The sequence below is a fragment of the Psychrobacter sp. ENNN9_III genome, assembly GCF_001462175.1.
Classification (GTDB): domain Bacteria; phylum Pseudomonadota; class Gammaproteobacteria; order Pseudomonadales; family Moraxellaceae; genus Psychrobacter.
This window is the reverse complement of record NZ_LNUO01000183.1, coordinates 13,996-29,356: the sequence shown is the minus strand read 5'-3', so window position 1 is coordinate 29,356 and position 15,361 is coordinate 13,996. Positions and strand designations below refer to the sequence as shown.

Here is a 15,361-nt window from a genome sequence, read left to right as displayed (position 1 = left end):
CTGCTGATTTTTAACTGGCATGGCAAACACATCGGCTGAATTTATTTTTGCTTTATCATGGCCGTATGGTTCGATATTAGCAGTGGTTAAACCAAGTTTTTGTGCGATGTCGTTGATAGGTTGTAAGGTAGCATTTTGGGCGATGGCAATATCGCTGGGTACGATCATGTCAAAGGTCTCGTCACAATTTTAAAGGGTAGTGTAGGATAGAGAGGTCTATTTACTTATTTTTTAAAAGGTAATCAACCAAAGCGGCAAAGTCATCAAAAGCTCGAGTAGGATTTAGCTCTCGAATATCTTGCCCATAGTTATAACCATAAGACAGTCCAAGGGTATCCATATTGGCTTTTTGTCCAGCCAATATATCGTTTCTTGAATCACCAATCATAATCGCTTGTTCTGGCGTAGCATCTAGTGCCTCACAGACGTGTAATAATGGCGCAGGATCCGGCTTTTTGAGAGTTAAGCTATCACCACCGAGCACGGCACTAAATAAGTCCTGCCAGCCAAAGGTTTGCAGGATTTTCGGTACAAAACGTACAGGTTTATTGGTCACTAATGCCAACGTATAGCCTGCTGCCTTTAGCTTTTTTAGTCCATTGTCTACATCTGGGTAGGCGACGGTTTTGCTACCGCTAATATCTTTATAAGCGGCAAAAAATACTTCCTCTGCATGATCGGCTTCATCAATCTTCAATTCACCTTCTAATACTTCGATCTTCCCTACCAACGCGCGTTCAACCAACATTCTTGAGCCATTGCCGACCCAATTACGTATGGTGTCGAGAGGGTAGGTTTCTTTGCCAAGCGTAGTCAGCATTGTATTGGTCGCATCAGCCAAATCGGGCACACTATCAATTAAGGTGCCATCAAAATCAAAAATTAGCAGTTGTTTGTCTTGCATAAAATTTTTACTCATCAGTGTGTATATAAAATGTCTTTGAATGCGCCTTATCTAGGTCCTAGCCACTAAGCATAGCAAAGATTTAAGATTAGAATATATATTACGCTGACTTATTCAACCTCTTTATAGCGCGCGCAGTGTTCCTTTTTCATCTTTAGATAGGTTTCATTTTTGCGGCATTCATCCCATTTTTGTTTAAAAATACGGGCAGATTCTGCTTTAATTGGATCTTCCTCTTGCCGTGGTAGCTCTTCTCGACCATGGGCCCCGCTTTGACCTTTTTTATCATCAGGTACCGCCCCTTTATACTTTTTGCCGCCTTTATGATTGGCATAGCGGCGGGCGCGGGTATAGCCCATCTGAATAAATTTGCGCGCCATATCCGCACCGACAAAGTCATCGGCAGCCAGATAATCTAAAAACATCTGATAAATAGTCTCGCTGCTTTCAGTTGCAATATCAGGCGTGGCAAAGCGCCAATGGGGTAATATTTCGGACTTATAAGGCTCAACCAATAGGACGCCTTGCTCACCGCGACCAACACGGTATAGCTCAGGATGCGCGCGCAGATCTAGGTTTTTATAGTCCAAATCATAATCAAACTCTCTCATCGTTTTTTCCTATTCGTAGTCATCTTTTTAGTATTTAGCTATCAAATTTATCATTATCAAGACTATCGAGTATACTGAGCACCCCTGTCTAAAAAACAGCACAAAAATGTTATGCAACCGTGACAGTAAGCGTTTAGCATGAGAAGCGTCATTAGTAGAAACAATCATTGAGCAGGTCTGAGTAGGTAGAGATCATGACAGTTAGTAAAAATAGCATAAATAAAATCGGCCTAGCTGGCTCGACTTTCACGATATCATTAAAACGCGCATTCATCATATCAGCGCTGTTACTCACAAGTGTACTAAGCACTAATGCTGCCCATAGCGCTTGGTTTGAGCGTTTGATACCGCAAGACGAGACCTACACAGTACGCGAGATAGATCGCGATCTGGCATTTGTAATTGATGGTTTTATCTACGATGCGCGTACTTCTTGTTTTTTAGCAGTGGGCGATCGGGTAGTATTTTTTGAAGGGCGTCACAGTGTTGATTACCGCGCAACGGTGTATGATTTGGATTCGCGTGAGCGTTGTCAGCTGCTATTACGCGACCGGTTGTATCAAGAATAAATTTAACCAAAAATTAAGCATAAAAAAAGCCCTAAACATTGCTGTTTGGGACTTTTTAGTATTCGATAAACGAATGGTGGCTCGAGGCAGGATCGAACTGCCGACACACGGATTTTCAATCCGTTGCTCTACCTACTGAGCTATCGAGCCGTCTCGTTGAGGTCGCTATTAAACTAAATATACGCGTTGCTGTCAAGCTATTTTTGCATAATAATGAGAAAAGCTCAAAAATAGGCAGATATAATGAGTCAAAATAAGAACAATATTACTTTTGCTCACTCTTTAACACGTAGCAGCTCATACTCGCTCATAATACGATGAATGTCTGTATCAACAGGAACAAACTCACGGACGCCTTTTTTGACCTCAGCATCATAAACCAATTTAATGAACTTGGCATCAATGGCGCGACCTTTGTTTTGTGAGTGTACAGTCAAATACTGCAAGCGTTTGGCGTTGGTTTGCCCGTCATCGAAGCAGGCAACAGCGGCGATGGGTTTGTCATTAAACATACCGACGTATAAATATTGCCCACGTTTAAAACCTTGCGCAACGATGTTTAATACCTCGAGACCACTAGGCTGTGTATCATCGCTATCATAGAGGGCGTGCAAGCGCTCAGATAGCTCATTGTCGCGGGCAGGTTTTTTGATAAGTGGAGCGTCCAAACTATTGATAGCGATGGCTTCTAAAGGCATGGCAAATTCCTGTTGCTATTGTTTGATACAGCATTGCTTTATAGGGCGTGGGTAATCATGATTGATAAAACTTGATACAGCATTTTAGCAGAATCGGAGGATTTTGTACGTGGTTTAACGCGTGGTCATGGCAGTAAATCGTAGGGTTTGCTATGATAAGGATATTATTCTTTTTTTATCGCTATTAATAATAGCTATTAGATTTTTTGGTTATTTATATTTTATCGTTCTCATATTTGGAACACGTCGGGCTTTTGTAAGCCTGTTTTTATTGTTTGCTTTTCATTGATAGAGAGTAGCCATGACAACCGATTCAAACCTAAATTTACACGGCCGCCCAGCACGCACGGCCACCGTTGAGCGCAATACTGCTGAGACGCAAATCACTTGCACAGTCAATCTTGATGGAACCGGTCAAGGGGTTGTCGATACTGGTGTGCCATTCTTGGATCACATGATTGATCAAATCAAGCGTCACGGTTTGTTTGACTTAGATATTAAATGTACGGGCGATACCTTTATCGATGATCACCACAGTGTTGAAGATACTGGCATTACCCTTGGACAAGCCTTTAATAAAGCCCTAGGCGATAAAAAAGGCATCCGTCGTTATGGGCATTTTTATGCGCCACTTGATGAAGCTTTAACGCGCGCAGTCGTTGATCTCTCAGGTCGTCCGGGTTTGCATATGGACATTCCTTTTACCCGTTCACACGTAGGTAAGTTCGATGTCGATTTGTTTAGCGAGTTTTTCTACGGCTTCGTTAACCATTCGTGGATGACCGTGCATTTAGACAATCTCAAAGGCAAAAACAGCCATCACCAAATCGAATCTACCTTTAAAGCCTTTGCTCGTGCGCTGCGTATGGCGTGTGAATATGATGAGCGGGCGTTGAATACCCTGCCGTCGACCAAAGAGGCGTTTTAAGGCGCACTTAAAGCTTTTCTATAGAGTGTCAGCAAAGCTGAGTAGATTATTAAAGCGATTCAAAAATGAGAACCAATTAATGACCAAAGTAGCATTATTAGATTATGGCATGGGTAATTTACACTCAGCTGGCAAAGCACTATCAGCGGTAGGCGCAGACGTCTCTATCACCAATGATCCAAAAGTCGTCGCTGCAGCGGACAAAATCGTCTTTCCCGGTGTCGGTGCCATGCGCGATTGCATGATCGGTATGCACAAAGCGGGTATTGATGACGTCGTACGTCAGGCGATATTTAATAAGCCTGTGATGGCTATCTGTGTCGGTATGCAGGCATTGTTTGAGCAGTCGGCGGAGAATGGTGGTACGGACTGTTTGGGCATCTTAAATGGCACGGTAGAAGCTTTTGACCCGACATGGAAAGACGAGCAGGGCGCCACGATTAAAGTACCGCACATGGGCTGGAATACCATTAACGGTATGGATTTTGACCATCCGTTGTGGAATGGTATAGGCGACAACGCGCACTTTTACTTTGTACACAGCTACTACTGCGCACCTGCCGATAGCGCACAAGTGGCGGCCGTTTGTGACTATGGCCAGCCGTTTTGCGCCAGCATTATTCAAGACAATCTATTCGCCACCCAATTCCATCCGGAAAAGAGCCACACTGCTGGCTTGCAACTACTAAAGAACTTCGTTGAGTGGGACGTGTAGTCGGACAAAACAGTATATAAGTTTGAGAGGTGAGTTAACGTCAGCGTAGCTCACCTTTTTATTATTGGCCTCAGCTATTGTTAGCTATTATGTACGGAAAACTCAGTGGACTTTACCACCTTTAAACTAAACATCGTTGAGATGACAGGCCTCGCGAAAGACGCCTTACATATCTATGTCGGCGTCGGCGTCTATCTGCTTTGCTTGTTTATATTGCGCCCTATCATTAAAAGTCAGAATATCAGAGCCTTTATCGCTCTTATTGTCGTGATCGGTGTTGCCATAGCAGGTGAATATTTAGACAACCGTCACATTATTAGGCCAAGAGGGTTTGTTGCATTAGGAATGATAGACATAAAGGCAAGTCTGCATGATTTGGTCAATACTTGCCTACTGCCTTTTGTGCTGTTTGCGCTTAGTAAATGGACGACCATCTTTCAGGCTACCAATTCACCAAGTAAGCTGTTAAAGAAAACCCGTTAAAAATAGCTAATACTTAACTATAGTCAGCTCGAAATAAAATCGTTACGCTCATAATAACGTGCAACTGGTATAAATTTCCTTGGCTTGCTGTGTCTACGCTGACAGAGGCTGCGCAAAACTCATACCAGCTGCATTGTATCGGTTTTAAAATGAATTAACTATAGCCCTCACTATTCAACCGCTTAGCATTTTCGCAACCCGCGCTTTACAAAGTTTACGAAAGTTAAAAAGTCTTGTCTGTTTAACGCTTCTTCAGTTTGTTACCTTAAAATTAAAGGATAACGTTATTTATTTGTCTCTTTGATTTGTAGATTTTGACTATTGATCAATTCGTTATCCGTACAGCATAACCAATAATATAATAGGAAAAGCTATGAATATTAAAGACTTGAATATCCAAGAAATATTAGACAAAGCCAAAGACACGTTAGGATTAGAGCCACAAGAAACAGAAGCAGGGATTTATATTCCTTCCAAGTCGTCGCTAAAATTGGCAGCGCCAAGCAAAACCAACTACGACAATACCGAGTATGATACGCCGTATACAGGCAATAAAAAAATCCTCATGGTCTGCACTGAAGAGCAATATATGACTATGGAAAACGGCAATAAGTTCGATACTGGTAACCATCCCGTTGAGATGATGGTGCCTCTATTACATTTTAAAAAAGCAGGTTTCGATGTGGATGTTTTTACGTCAACAGGGGAGTCTGTCAAAGTTGAACAGTGGGCGATGCCGGACAACGATGATGACGTTAAACAAATCTATAGCGATTACGAGTCAAAGCTGCAAAACCCAAAAAGTATTGCCGACTTTGTCAAAAATGACATGGCAGATAGTCATGATTATGCAGCGATCTTTATTCCGGGTGGTCATGGCGCAATGTTAGGCTTACCTGAAGACGAAAACCTTGGTGAACTGCTCCGTTGGGGCTATGATACGGATTTATTTACCTTAGCGATTTGCCATGGACCTGCAGCTTTACTGGCTGCTAATTTGCAAAGTCCAGACAGCTCCGATGAAGACAACAACTCTGAGCGCGACTTTATTTTTAGTGGCTACAAGATAGTGGCGTTCCCAACGGGAATGGACAAGCAAATGCCAAAGTTAGGTTATCTGCCTGGCACAATGCCGTGGTACTTCGGTGAGAAACTAGAGGATTTAGGCGTCACTATCGATAATAAACTCGCCTCAGGACAGACGCATCAAGATAGAAAGCTCATCTCAGGTGATGGCCCTCTAGCGGCCAATGAGTTTGGTAAGATGAGTACTAAAGCGTTGCTAAAAGAGCTTAGCTAAAGAGTGTGTAAACATTCACAGCACAAAAAAACGGACTATTAGCTAGTCCGTTTTTTACGTTTAAGGCTAGGGCTTTTTATTTAGCCTTATCATACAGCTCACGCACCACCTCACCAATTACTGCTATACCGTCAGTGAGCGTCTGCTCGTCTGCAGCGATACTCATGCGAATACATTCGTGCGCGTGCCTATAATTATCAACATCTACACCGGGGAAGAAGAACTGACTTGGTACGACGAGCGTGCCTTTTTCTTTGAGACGCTCGTACAGCTCAAGCGTGGTAATCGGCAAGTCTTTAAACCATAACCAAAAGAATATCGCACCCTCAGGCTTATGAATCATCAATGGATAATCACTCAACGCTTCTTTTAAAAGTCTCACGGCCAGTGTTGCTTGCTGCTGATAAAACGGCTTGATGTCGTTATCCGATAGCTGCTTGATACGATCATTCTGCACCAATGGCTTGGCAATGGCGGCACCAAAGCGGGTAGGGGCTAGATTGACCACCGCATTCATGGCGCTGACTGCTGCTATCACTTCAGGATCCGCTACGATGATGCCAGTGCGCACGCCCGGCAAGCCAATCTTGGAGAGACTAAAGCAAAGAATCGTATTGTCATCCCACGTCAGATGCGCATCTGAATAAATGATATTAGGAAACGGCATACCATAAGCATTATCGATAATCAGTGGCACATCATAGCGCCGCGCAATCTCAGCTAAGTGTGCCATTTCATCATCAGTCAACACGTTGCCCGTTGGATTGGTCGGACGCGAACAGCAAATTGCCCCAATACGACCTTCTTTAAGCGCAGGCAAATTCTCTAATGCCTCAAAATCCACGCGATACTTAAAGAAGCCTTCCTCACCATCATGCGTCACTTCATCGATATGCGGTAATACGGCGGTGAAATGCTGACCATCGATGTGCACGTCGCTATAGCCAATGTACTCAGGGGCAAGCGGTAGCAAGATGGATTTGTCTACAGACTGACTTTTTTTCTCTTGACCGTGCTCATCAAGCTTATTATCACTAAAGGCCCCGCCGAATAGATTGAATAAGAAGAAAAACGCATTTTGTGAGCCATTGGTCAGCGCGATATTTTCCGCGCTCAAATTCCAATCATAATGACGGTTAAAAAAGCCAACTAAGGCATCAATAAATTCAGCATCACCTTGCGGGTTAGAGTAATTTGCCATACTAATAATGGCGCTACTATCAGGATCACTAGCGTTACTGTCATTGCCAAGCGCTTGATAGGTCTGCAAAAACACTTCATTGACCGCCGCAATCTTGGCAGGATTGCCGCCGCCAAGCATATTGACTGGCTGATCGCTTTTGAGCGCATCGCCCAAATCATCCATCAATTGCGAGATGCCCGTGGGCTGAATAAACTTTTGACCAAACTTGGAGAATTTCATAAGGGTACCGTGCTGTTTTGGAAGGGGTTATCAGGTTATTTCATAGATAAAGTGGCGCTAGTATAACAAATGCCGACGGTAAGGTGAGTAAACAACCTGGCTTGATACAGCGCTTACTATATAGTCGATACTAAATAAAATAGATACACTGCATTAACACGCTAGACTGGGATAAATTTTTCTTGCGTGCTGAGCCTGCGCAGACAGAGGCTGCAAAAAATTTATCCCAGTCTAACTGTATTCTTTTTATGCTGACCTGACTATACAAGAGCTTGTCCGATACCCAACAAACGCTAACACATCAGCCGCCGCAACCCTTATATAGTAAGTGCTAAATACCAGACCCACTACGATTAAAAAAGGAGTCCTTCATGAAAGCCGTATTACTCGATGAAAAAAGATTTATCGCCGACCTAGAGCGACCTACCCCCGAAAAAATAACCGACTACGTCACCTTTGAAGAAACCCCACAAGACAATAAAACCATCATTGAGCGCTGTCAAGATGCCGACATTATGATGAATGGCTCCCTACGTATCGAGCGTGAAGTTATTGAGGCGCTACCCAATCTCAAGCTCATCCAGCTCCTCTCTGTCGGCTCCAACCACATTGACAAACAAGCCTGCGAAGACAACGACGTCAAAGTCCTTAACGCACCAGATTTTGCCAGCGCCACCGTCGCCGAGCACACCATGATGCTACTACTCAGCGCCATGCGTGCCAGTATCCATTATCACAACAAAGTGAAAAGTGGCGAATGGAAGGATAAGGGGCGAGCCGACATCATCGATGCTGAGGCTATTGATCTCGAGGGTTTAACCATCGGTATGATAGGTATCGGTGATATTGGCAAGCGGATTACCAAGCTTGCCAAAGCCTATGACATGAACGTCCTATGGGCAGAGCGCCAAGGTCGCAAGCCTCGTAATGATGACTACACCGACTTTGAAACCGTTCTGAGCAAGTCTGATGTCATCACTATACATTGCCCGCTCACCGAGGAAACCAAGCATCTCATTAACCAAGACACCCTAAGCAAAATGAGCAAAAAACCGCTACTGGTCAACGTCGCCCGTGGCAAGATTGTCGATAGCGAGGCCTTAGCTAGCGCAGTCAAACAGGAGCAAATACTTGGCTATGCTACCGACGTATTTGAACAAGAACCTGCCGGCGAAAATGACCCGATTGTCCAGCTTGCCAATGAAGGTCATCCTCGCATCATTCTAACCCCGCATATGGGTGCAGGCAGCCGAGCCTCGCAAGTCAAACTATGGAAGATAATCACTCGGCAAATCAATGATTTTATTGAAAACAACTAGAGTTAAAGTGGTTGGGGTTAGAATAACTGAGATGTGAATTGAGAGGGTTTGGTATTTGGGGTTTTAGGGGCTTAATGTTTTGGAGCTAATCTCGCCATCCGTTCATATCTTATATGCCCACTGGCGCGGTGACTAAAGGCTGATAGTGTTCCTATTGCCTCGATATGAGGAGGGAAACAGTAAGTATCTGGAAGACACTTGCCTCGACGCAAGAGAAAATCTATGATTTTCTGGAAAGCCAAGTCCCCGCAGACCAGTGGTCACATAAGTATACCCGCTACTGTCGAGGCTAAACCGCACCCTAAGGCGACTATTGATTAGTTAAGCGAAGTTTTGGTAAGAGTTAGATTTGGTGTAGGGTGGGTTAGACTTTTCAAATTCTCGTAGAAGATGTAGATAAGGCGTAATCCACCGAATAAGCTCTGCTATTATGTTCAGTAAACTTTATGAAAATGCTATGGCAGCGTGCTTCAGATAGAACTATTTTAGATGATAAAAGGAATTACAGTGAATAATGTACAGCAATCACTTGATGAGGTTAACCTCAAAACTAAACCATCAAAAAATAATGGCAACAGTATTGCAGACCAAAATATTCAGCTTAAAGCTACTAAATCGACAGGCTCAAAATATTCTATACCAGATGATATTATCAACGACTGGAAACTAAAAACACAATTTAAAATATATAATCCTAAAGGTGACTTTAGCGTACCTTGTTGCTGCGCTTTCTTTTTATTTGACGATGAGTGGAATGAAGAAGGTCTTAGTGCATTAAAAGAACAGTCAGGTGCAGAATTGTTGATTGGCATAAGAACCAGTCGTAGATTTATGGAAATTAATAATGTCATAGATGGTGTGGTTTGCTGTGAGCTTAAGCAGGTTGATAGGATTGTACATCAGTTCCAAGCTATGTTGAGTGTGCACGGGAGCTATATCGCTATGGATCTGAATGACATTATCAGTTTTTTTAATCAATGCCCATATACTCAATATGCAGAATCAAAATTTTATTTATCAGACGATTTTTTCAAGCAAAATAAACAGGAGGTTGAAGAATTTATAGGTAACCTTCCTATAAAAGACGTTAGAAGTCTATTGCTTTACATCCATACAATTAACCCTGGAAATCTTGAGCAATCTAGTGAAATTATAGAAATGGTTAATCGGAAAATGAATCACTCTGACATGGTGCTTTATGGCATGGCAATGAGTACATTAAATAATGCTTATATCAGTGTAATATACCCCGACGAGCCATCGCAAAATTAACGAATCATGACTCGCTTCAACACATAAAAGGCTATAAAGTTTTTTTTGTTCCAGACAATGCCTATAAGGTAATTGACTAACACTTAATAATTATATGCTCGGCAATATTTCAATAAGTTTTTGTCTTGCTTGCCTTTTCTCATTACTAAATGAACTAGGGTGGTGTATGCGATAACACTGAGCGTCATAATCGGGTAATTTAAAAGCCCATAAATCCTTTGAGGGGTAGCCTTCAATAGCTGTACGTTCTCTCAACTCCGAATTTGGGAAGTATCTACGTCTTGCTGCAATGCCCTGACTGCCTGTAGCGAATATGATGATATCGGGATTTAGTACCTCAATTTGAGCGACAATAATTTTTCTAGAAATAGTTTCTATCTCTTTTATCATGTCCTTATCTTTTATGTGATTGATATGCCCGCCCTTATAGTCAGAGGCATAGATGTTAGCCCATAAAACACCATTATCGCCACTTTTTTTCGCAACATCACGTACAAAATTAAAGAATGATTTACCACGAGTATCTTTTTTCTTTTCTTTTAGCTGGTCTCGTACGAAGTCTTTACTCTCATCCATTGACCGCTTAATTCCATTTTTATCATATTGGAAGTCATTCAAACTCTTTAACCAACCCTTAGTTTCTCTACCAACAATTAGTATTTTATTAGGCGCTTGTTCGTATTCATCAGGTACACTGCCCAAAAGTAGTTTTGCTAAATCGTTATAGGATAAGGACTTTTCTAAAAACTCTTGATGCTCTTCAGCAATACTCATATAACGGTCAAACAGCTTTTCTTGTAACATTTCCTTCTCCTAATAAAAAATATATTCAATAACCTCTAAATCATCGCCCGAACTCTCGCCATAATCCCGCGTCCAATCACCAATCTCACATAAATAATAGCAATAGCAAACAGCAATACAACTAATGCCGCACCACCAATAGCCAAGCTCGTCCACGGCACACTAAACTGTAGATTAAACCATTGCGTGATAGCCGCCCATGCGCCAACGCTGGCGATAACCACCGCAAATGTCGCCGCACTAATACCAAGCACTCCAAGCTCTAAGATATTGAGCATATACAAGTCACGCTTTTGCATACCTAATAGCCTAAACGAAGCGCTTTCTTGCATGCGATCTTGCGAGGTAGAGAGGAGCGAGCTAATCAACACCATGACACCCGTCAGCAATGCCAGTAGCGTAAAGACATAGACCAAGCGGCTCATTTGTACCACCAGCTCTTGGACTTGCTCAGCGATTGCCGTACCGTCGATGGTAGTGACGGCAGGGAATTCGCGTACCAGTTTGCCTTGCAGCTCTGGGATAGCATCTTCTGCCACATGAGCGGTGGCAAATTGGATTTGCGGAGCAGCAGATAGCACCGATGGCTCAAACAAGAAATAAAAATAAGGGCTTGGGCCACGCTCGTAACGTGAGCGAATACTGGTAATTTGACCGACGATTTCGATACCTTGGATATTAAAACGAACCTGATCGCCCATGCCGACATTGAGCATACCTGCCGCGGTATCTAAAATAGACAGAGGTGCAATCTGTGGCGTTTGGCCTTGTTGACCATCAGCTTCGATAGGCGAGTACAGCTCGTTATCTTCTACTGCATCAGTAATAAACTCAGTGTCCATCACCGTATCTGCGTAGCTTAAGTTAAAGACACGAGTAGGCTCATCAAAGCCATCCGCAGGTTCGATATCTTGCGCGGGTACATCATTTGCGGTGACCACACGGGCGCGAATGACCGGATAATAGCTCACTGGCGCGCCAATTAAGGCATCAATATCCTCATGTTGATCGCTTTGTACATCTAATAAAAATAAATTGGGCGCATCTTCAGGATACGCATTAATAAACTGGGCATTGATACTATGATTGAGTGTGGTGATGAGCGTGAGGACAGCCACTGACAGCGATAAGGTGACAAAGAACAGCGCAGACTGGTTACCTTTACGCGCAAGGTTATGAATAGCAATGCGCTTCATCCAACTGATATCAGTATTCATTGCCAATTTGGTCAGCAGCCATAGCCAAGCGCGTGCCAATAGCCAAAATATCGCTACGAAACCAATTAAGCCAGCAAGTAGCTGAGCGCCGAATGTTAATGAGCCAACTTCATAAGCAAAAAACGCATACAGTCCTACCAGCATCAGCCCGTACCATAATAGGGGTAAGCGTCGATACCAAGGCAGGTTTTGTGATTGCTGACTAGCACCTTGATTGAGTAATGTTGCAGGCTTAGTAGTGCTAAGGGTGCTTAAGCCACGCTGGGCAATCAGTAAGGTCAGCACTAGAGCAATGATGATGGTTTTAATTATACTGATAGGGTTGATGGCAAGGCCCACGTCTGCTGGCAGGATGGCAATAAGATACGGCTGACCAATTTGTAGTAAGCCGAAACTCAGTATACTCGCTGCGATACAAGCGATAACTGTGGTCGCTATCAATAGTTGATAATAGCTACGTTTGAGAGATTTAAGAGGCTCACCTAAGGCCAAGCGAATCGCATTATTAGACTGCTGCTTGGTCACAAAAGCCGTGATGACCCCATACATCGCCACCGCAGAGAGTAGCAATACCGCAATGACCAGTAGTTTTAAAAACATCAACACATTGTCAGAGATGCGCGATATCTGCGTGTCCTCTGAATCGATATCAGACAGTCTAATATCAGGGTAGCTGGTCAAGGTCTGCTCTAACTGCTCACGTAGTGGTTCTATGGTTTCAGCGTCTCCTGCCATCTCAATGCGATAACGCACGCGGCTACGTTGACCGAGTAAGTTGGTTGCCTCCAGTGCGTCTGCTTGCATGAGTACATGCCCGCCAAAGTCAAAGGCACTGAGTGGACGATCCGGCTCTTTGGTCAGCACATCGCTGATCGTAAATTGCCCTTCGCCAATGGTAATGCTATCGCCAATACTCGCATTGATGCCTTGCAGGACTTCTGGCGCGACGACCACGGTGTCAGGCTTGAGCTGTTCCCATAACGGTTTGTTTGATGCCGTTTCTGCTGTTCCGTATAGCGGATAAGCCGGCGTAATGCCTTTAACGCGCACCAGCAAGGTTTGCTCGTCAGTGACGACCATAGAGCTGAACTGATGATCGTAGACGATTTGGTCGTCAGGCAGGGTTTGGACTTGCTTTAAAATGTCTGCTGGCCATTCTTGATTACTTTCAAGTATCAGATCACCACCGATTAGCGCGCGCTGATTGTCAGTGATATAGCTATCAACGGACTGCTGGATAGAATCAAGAGTGAGGTAGGTGGCAAGCGATAGCGTGAGCGTCAATAAATACAGCACCGGATATACCCAGCGCCGCCACCAGCTGCGACTTAACGCTTGCGAGCCTAGATCGCGAGTGAAAAGTTGGCGTATCATGCCACCAGAATAATTTGACTCTTTATCCATGTTATCCATTAACTTTCGACCCATCTATCATACCGTCATGCATGGTAATAACGCGATCTGCCATTTCGGCAAGCGCAGGATCATGAGTCACAACCACGAGTGCTGACCCCGTCTGCTGGCGTAAATCTAATAGCAGGTTCATGACTTGATCGGCATTTTGCTCATCAAGGTTGCCCGTTGGCTCATCAGCGAATACAATCTTTGGCTGCGATACCAGTGCCCGCGCCACCGCCGTGCGTTGTTGCTCACCGCCTGATAGTTGATTGGGCAAACTATGACGTCTATGACCCAAATCAACGGCTTCAATCAATTCGTTGACGCGTGTTTTATTCGGACGTCGAGCGATATCAAGCGGGAACGCAATATTTTCCGCCACTGTCAAAGTTGGCAGTAGGTGAAACGATTGAAAGACAAAGCCCATATCACGTTGACGAATCACAGCGAGAGCATCTTCATCAAGACTGCTTAATGTCTGTCCAGCCAGCTCAACCGAGCCGCTATCGGGATAATCTAGCGCTGCCAGTAAACCAAGCAAAGTTGATTTACCCGAGCCAGACTTACCCATAATGACCACGAATTCGCCAGCATCGACATGAATACTGACGTTCTTGATAATAGACAGTGATTGCTCACCGACTTGCACGGTTTTATTGAGATGTGAGGCGGTAAGTAGGGCTTGCTGTGTAGAATTCGATGTTGATTCTGATGCTGGTGTCGATGATAGTACAGTCGGATTTGATGTCATTACAGGGTCTCAGTTGACGTAGTGTCTGTTACTTGCGCTGGCTCGTTAGGTATTTTAATCAGTCGAATCAGTCGAATCAGTTATTTTCAGTCTCTACCATTGCTTCAAGCTTGGGCGCTAAGATGGGCAAAATATTATCATTAACGATAATTGTGTAGCCATCTTTGGTTGGATGAATGGCATCGGCTTGGTTGAGCTCAGGGTCTCCGCCCACACCATTTAAAAAGAACGGAATCAGCGTGACGTTCATATCTTTAGCGACGCGAGGATAAATCGCGGCAAACGACTCTACATAGTCAGAGCCAAGATTGTCATAAATCTGCATGCCGCCCAAGATGACTTCACTGCCGTTGTCTTGCAAGTGTTTAACCGCGGTACGGATGTTATCTTCAACGGTTGCGACGTCAATACCACGGATAGCGTCATTAGCGCCAATAGTCAGTATGGTAATATCAGGCTTGGTTTGTGCCACCCAGTCCAAACGATTGACGAGGCCTGTACTGGTCTCACCGCTAAGACCTGAATTAACGACTTTGACATTGCTATAACCCATCTCTTTGAGCGTTACTTCCAATTGGGCAGGGTAATTGTCATCAGGGTTTACGCCCAAGCCTTCGGTCAGAGAGTCGCCAAGTGCTAAAATAGTAATAGGTTGCTCAATCGCCACGACATTATCTTGTTCATTCACTGTTTCACGTGAAACCTCGTTAGTAGTATTGTTAATGGCTTCTGTTTGAGGCGCATCTGTTATAGGCTCGTTCGCGTTAGCACTAGTAGTATCAGCATCATCGGCTGGACTACAAGCTACCAGTGCTAAGCTGGTCAGTAGCGCCAAGCTAAGTTTCTTTGATAAAAATTTAGATAAATAAGGCTTTATTAAAGGCAATGGCATAGTGGTTCCGTTACATATTTATTGGCATTATTTGCTTTATATTAGGGCAGGCTTAATATTCACAAGTAGCTGATACT

Annotated in this window: 16 protein-coding genes and 1 tRNA gene; 7 read left to right on the top strand and 10 right to left on the bottom strand. The window is 43.8% G+C overall.

Going from position 1 to position 15,361, the window contains the following annotated elements:
• From PENNN9_RS12580 to PENNN9_RS11285, 3 genes are all read right to left on the bottom strand, one after another.
• On the bottom strand, positions 1 to 168 hold a 168-nt coding region (locus tag PENNN9_RS12580; protein WP_156410099.1), incomplete at its 3' end, for a formate--tetrahydrofolate ligase.
• Positions 169 to 220: 52 nt separating this feature from the next.
• Positions 221 to 904 (bottom strand): phosphoglycolate phosphatase, encoded by a 684-nt coding sequence (locus tag PENNN9_RS11290; protein ID WP_082638081.1) that lies wholly within the window; start codon positions 902 to 904, stop codon positions 221 to 223.
• A gap of 110 nt (positions 905 to 1,014) precedes the next feature.
• The gene (locus PENNN9_RS11285) at positions 1,015 to 1,515 is read right to left on the bottom strand and encodes a DUF4385 domain-containing protein (RefSeq protein ID WP_058369770.1); all 501 of its coding nucleotides are present in this window, start codon (positions 1,513 to 1,515) and stop codon (positions 1,015 to 1,017) included.
• Between the two features lie 194 nt (positions 1,516 to 1,709).
• On the opposite strand from PENNN9_RS11285, the gene PENNN9_RS11280 reads away from it, so the two are divergent.
• Positions 1,710 to 2,084, top strand: a complete 375-nt coding sequence (locus tag PENNN9_RS11280; protein ID WP_058369769.1) for a hypothetical protein — start codon at positions 1,710 to 1,712, stop codon at positions 2,082 to 2,084.
• A 74-nt stretch (positions 2,085 to 2,158) separates the two neighbouring features.
• Here the strand turns inward: PENNN9_RS11280 and PENNN9_RS11275 are convergent.
• Positions 2,159 to 2,234, bottom strand: a tRNA-Phe gene (locus PENNN9_RS11275).
• Positions 2,235 to 2,359: 125 nt separating this feature from the next.
• Complete coding sequence (locus PENNN9_RS11270; RefSeq protein WP_058369768.1) at positions 2,360 to 2,782, bottom strand: hypothetical protein; 423 nt, start codon at positions 2,780 to 2,782, stop codon at positions 2,360 to 2,362.
• Positions 2,783 to 3,083: 301 nt separating this feature from the next.
• Between PENNN9_RS11270 and hisB the strand changes: the two genes are divergently transcribed.
• The 4 genes from hisB (at position 3,084) to PENNN9_RS11250 (ending at position 6,208) form a co-directional block, all read left to right on the top strand.
• Positions 3,084 to 3,710, top strand: coding sequence for an imidazoleglycerol-phosphate dehydratase HisB (gene hisB, locus PENNN9_RS11265; RefSeq protein WP_058369767.1), 627 nt, complete (start codon positions 3,084 to 3,086; stop codon positions 3,708 to 3,710).
• 79 nt (positions 3,711 to 3,789) lie between these two features.
• A complete protein-coding gene (gene hisH / locus PENNN9_RS11260) occupies positions 3,790 to 4,425 on the top strand; it encodes an imidazole glycerol phosphate synthase subunit HisH (RefSeq protein ID WP_058369766.1) in 636 nt (211 codons plus the stop codon).
• Positions 4,426 to 4,530: 105 nt separating this feature from the next.
• Positions 4,531 to 4,908 carry a hypothetical protein gene (locus tag PENNN9_RS11255; protein ID WP_058369765.1) on the top strand — a complete coding sequence of 126 codons (378 nt, stop codon included), beginning with the start codon at positions 4,531 to 4,533 and terminating at the stop codon, positions 4,906 to 4,908.
• A gap of 373 nt (positions 4,909 to 5,281) precedes the next feature.
• Positions 5,282 to 6,208: a DJ-1/PfpI family protein gene (locus PENNN9_RS11250; RefSeq protein ID WP_227511811.1), complete on the top strand. Its 927-nt coding sequence runs from the start codon at positions 5,282 to 5,284 to the stop codon at positions 6,206 to 6,208.
• 76 nt (positions 6,209 to 6,284) lie between these two features.
• Here the strand turns inward: PENNN9_RS11250 and PENNN9_RS11245 are convergent, their stop codons facing one another.
• Positions 6,285 to 7,631, bottom strand: a complete 1,347-nt coding sequence (locus PENNN9_RS11245; protein WP_058369764.1) for a valine--pyruvate transaminase — start codon at positions 7,629 to 7,631, stop codon at positions 6,285 to 6,287.
• A gap of 371 nt (positions 7,632 to 8,002) precedes the next feature.
• Here PENNN9_RS11245 and PENNN9_RS11240 point away from each other — a divergent pair, with 371 nt between their 5' ends.
• Together PENNN9_RS11240 and PENNN9_RS11235 are read left to right on the top strand one after the other, a co-directional pair.
• Entirely contained in the window at positions 8,003 to 8,950 is a 948-nt protein-coding gene (locus PENNN9_RS11240) for an NAD(P)-dependent oxidoreductase (RefSeq protein ID WP_058369763.1), read from the top strand.
• Positions 8,951 to 9,457: 507 nt separating this feature from the next.
• On the top strand, positions 9,458 to 10,222 hold the full coding sequence (locus PENNN9_RS11235; RefSeq protein ID WP_058369762.1) for a hypothetical protein: 765 nt from the start codon (positions 9,458 to 9,460) through the stop codon (positions 10,220 to 10,222).
• Between the two features lie 90 nt (positions 10,223 to 10,312).
• Here the strand turns inward: PENNN9_RS11235 and PENNN9_RS11230 are convergent, their stop codons facing one another.
• The 4 genes from PENNN9_RS11230 to PENNN9_RS11215 all read right to left on the bottom strand — a co-directional run bounded on the left by PENNN9_RS11230 (position 10,313) and on the right by PENNN9_RS11215 (position 15,284).
• On the bottom strand, positions 10,313 to 11,026 hold the full coding sequence (locus PENNN9_RS11230) for a hypothetical protein (protein ID WP_058369761.1): 714 nt from the start codon (positions 11,024 to 11,026) through the stop codon (positions 10,313 to 10,315).
• Positions 11,027 to 11,061: 35 nt separating this feature from the next.
• Complete coding sequence (locus tag PENNN9_RS11225) at positions 11,062 to 13,671, bottom strand: ABC transporter permease (protein WP_227511810.1); 2,610 nt, start codon at positions 13,669 to 13,671, stop codon at positions 11,062 to 11,064.
• The gene (locus PENNN9_RS11220; RefSeq protein WP_058369759.1) at positions 13,649 to 14,392 is read right to left on the bottom strand and encodes an ABC transporter ATP-binding protein; all 744 of its coding nucleotides are present in this window, start codon (positions 14,390 to 14,392) and stop codon (positions 13,649 to 13,651) included. Before PENNN9_RS11220 ends, PENNN9_RS11225 begins: the two co-directional genes overlap by 23 nt.
• Before the next feature lie 76 nt (positions 14,393 to 14,468).
• Positions 14,469 to 15,284 (bottom strand): arylesterase, encoded by an 816-nt coding sequence (locus PENNN9_RS11215; RefSeq protein WP_058369758.1) that lies wholly within the window; start codon positions 15,282 to 15,284, stop codon positions 14,469 to 14,471.
• Positions 15,285 to 15,361: the final 77 nt, after the last annotated feature.

Coding starts and splice junctions, on each gene's coding strand:
- PENNN9_RS11290 (WP_082638081.1), bottom strand. CDS start 904: ATGCAAGACAAACAACTGCTAATTTTTGATTTTGATGGCACCTTAATT.
- PENNN9_RS11285 (WP_058369770.1), bottom strand. CDS start 1,515: ATGAGAGAGTTTGATTATGATTTGGACTATAAAAACCTAGATCTGCGC.
- PENNN9_RS11280 (WP_058369769.1), top strand. CDS start 1,710: ATGACAGTTAGTAAAAATAGCATAAATAAAATCGGCCTAGCTGGCTCG.
- PENNN9_RS11270 (WP_058369768.1), bottom strand. CDS start 2,782: ATGCCTTTAGAAGCCATCGCTATCAATAGTTTGGACGCTCCACTTATC.
- hisB (WP_058369767.1), top strand. CDS start 3,084: ATGACAACCGATTCAAACCTAAATTTACACGGCCGCCCAGCACGCACG.
- hisH (WP_058369766.1), top strand. CDS start 3,790: ATGACCAAAGTAGCATTATTAGATTATGGCATGGGTAATTTACACTCA.
- PENNN9_RS11250 (WP_227511811.1), top strand. CDS start 5,282: ATGAATATTAAAGACTTGAATATCCAAGAAATATTAGACAAAGCCAAA.
- PENNN9_RS11245 (WP_058369764.1), bottom strand. CDS start 7,631: ATGAAATTCTCCAAGTTTGGTCAAAAGTTTATTCAGCCCACGGGCATC.
- PENNN9_RS11240 (WP_058369763.1), top strand. CDS start 8,003: ATGAAAGCCGTATTACTCGATGAAAAAAGATTTATCGCCGACCTAGAG.
- PENNN9_RS11230 (WP_058369761.1), bottom strand. CDS start 11,026: ATGTTACAAGAAAAGCTGTTTGACCGTTATATGAGTATTGCTGAAGAG.
- PENNN9_RS11225 (WP_227511810.1), bottom strand. CDS start 13,671: ATGGGTCGAAAGTTAATGGATAACATGGATAAAGAGTCAAATTATTCT.
- PENNN9_RS11220 (WP_058369759.1), bottom strand. CDS start 14,392: ATGACATCAAATCCGACTGTACTATCATCGACACCAGCATCAGAATCA.
- PENNN9_RS11215 (WP_058369758.1), bottom strand. CDS start 15,284: ATGCCATTGCCTTTAATAAAGCCTTATTTATCTAAATTTTTATCAAAG.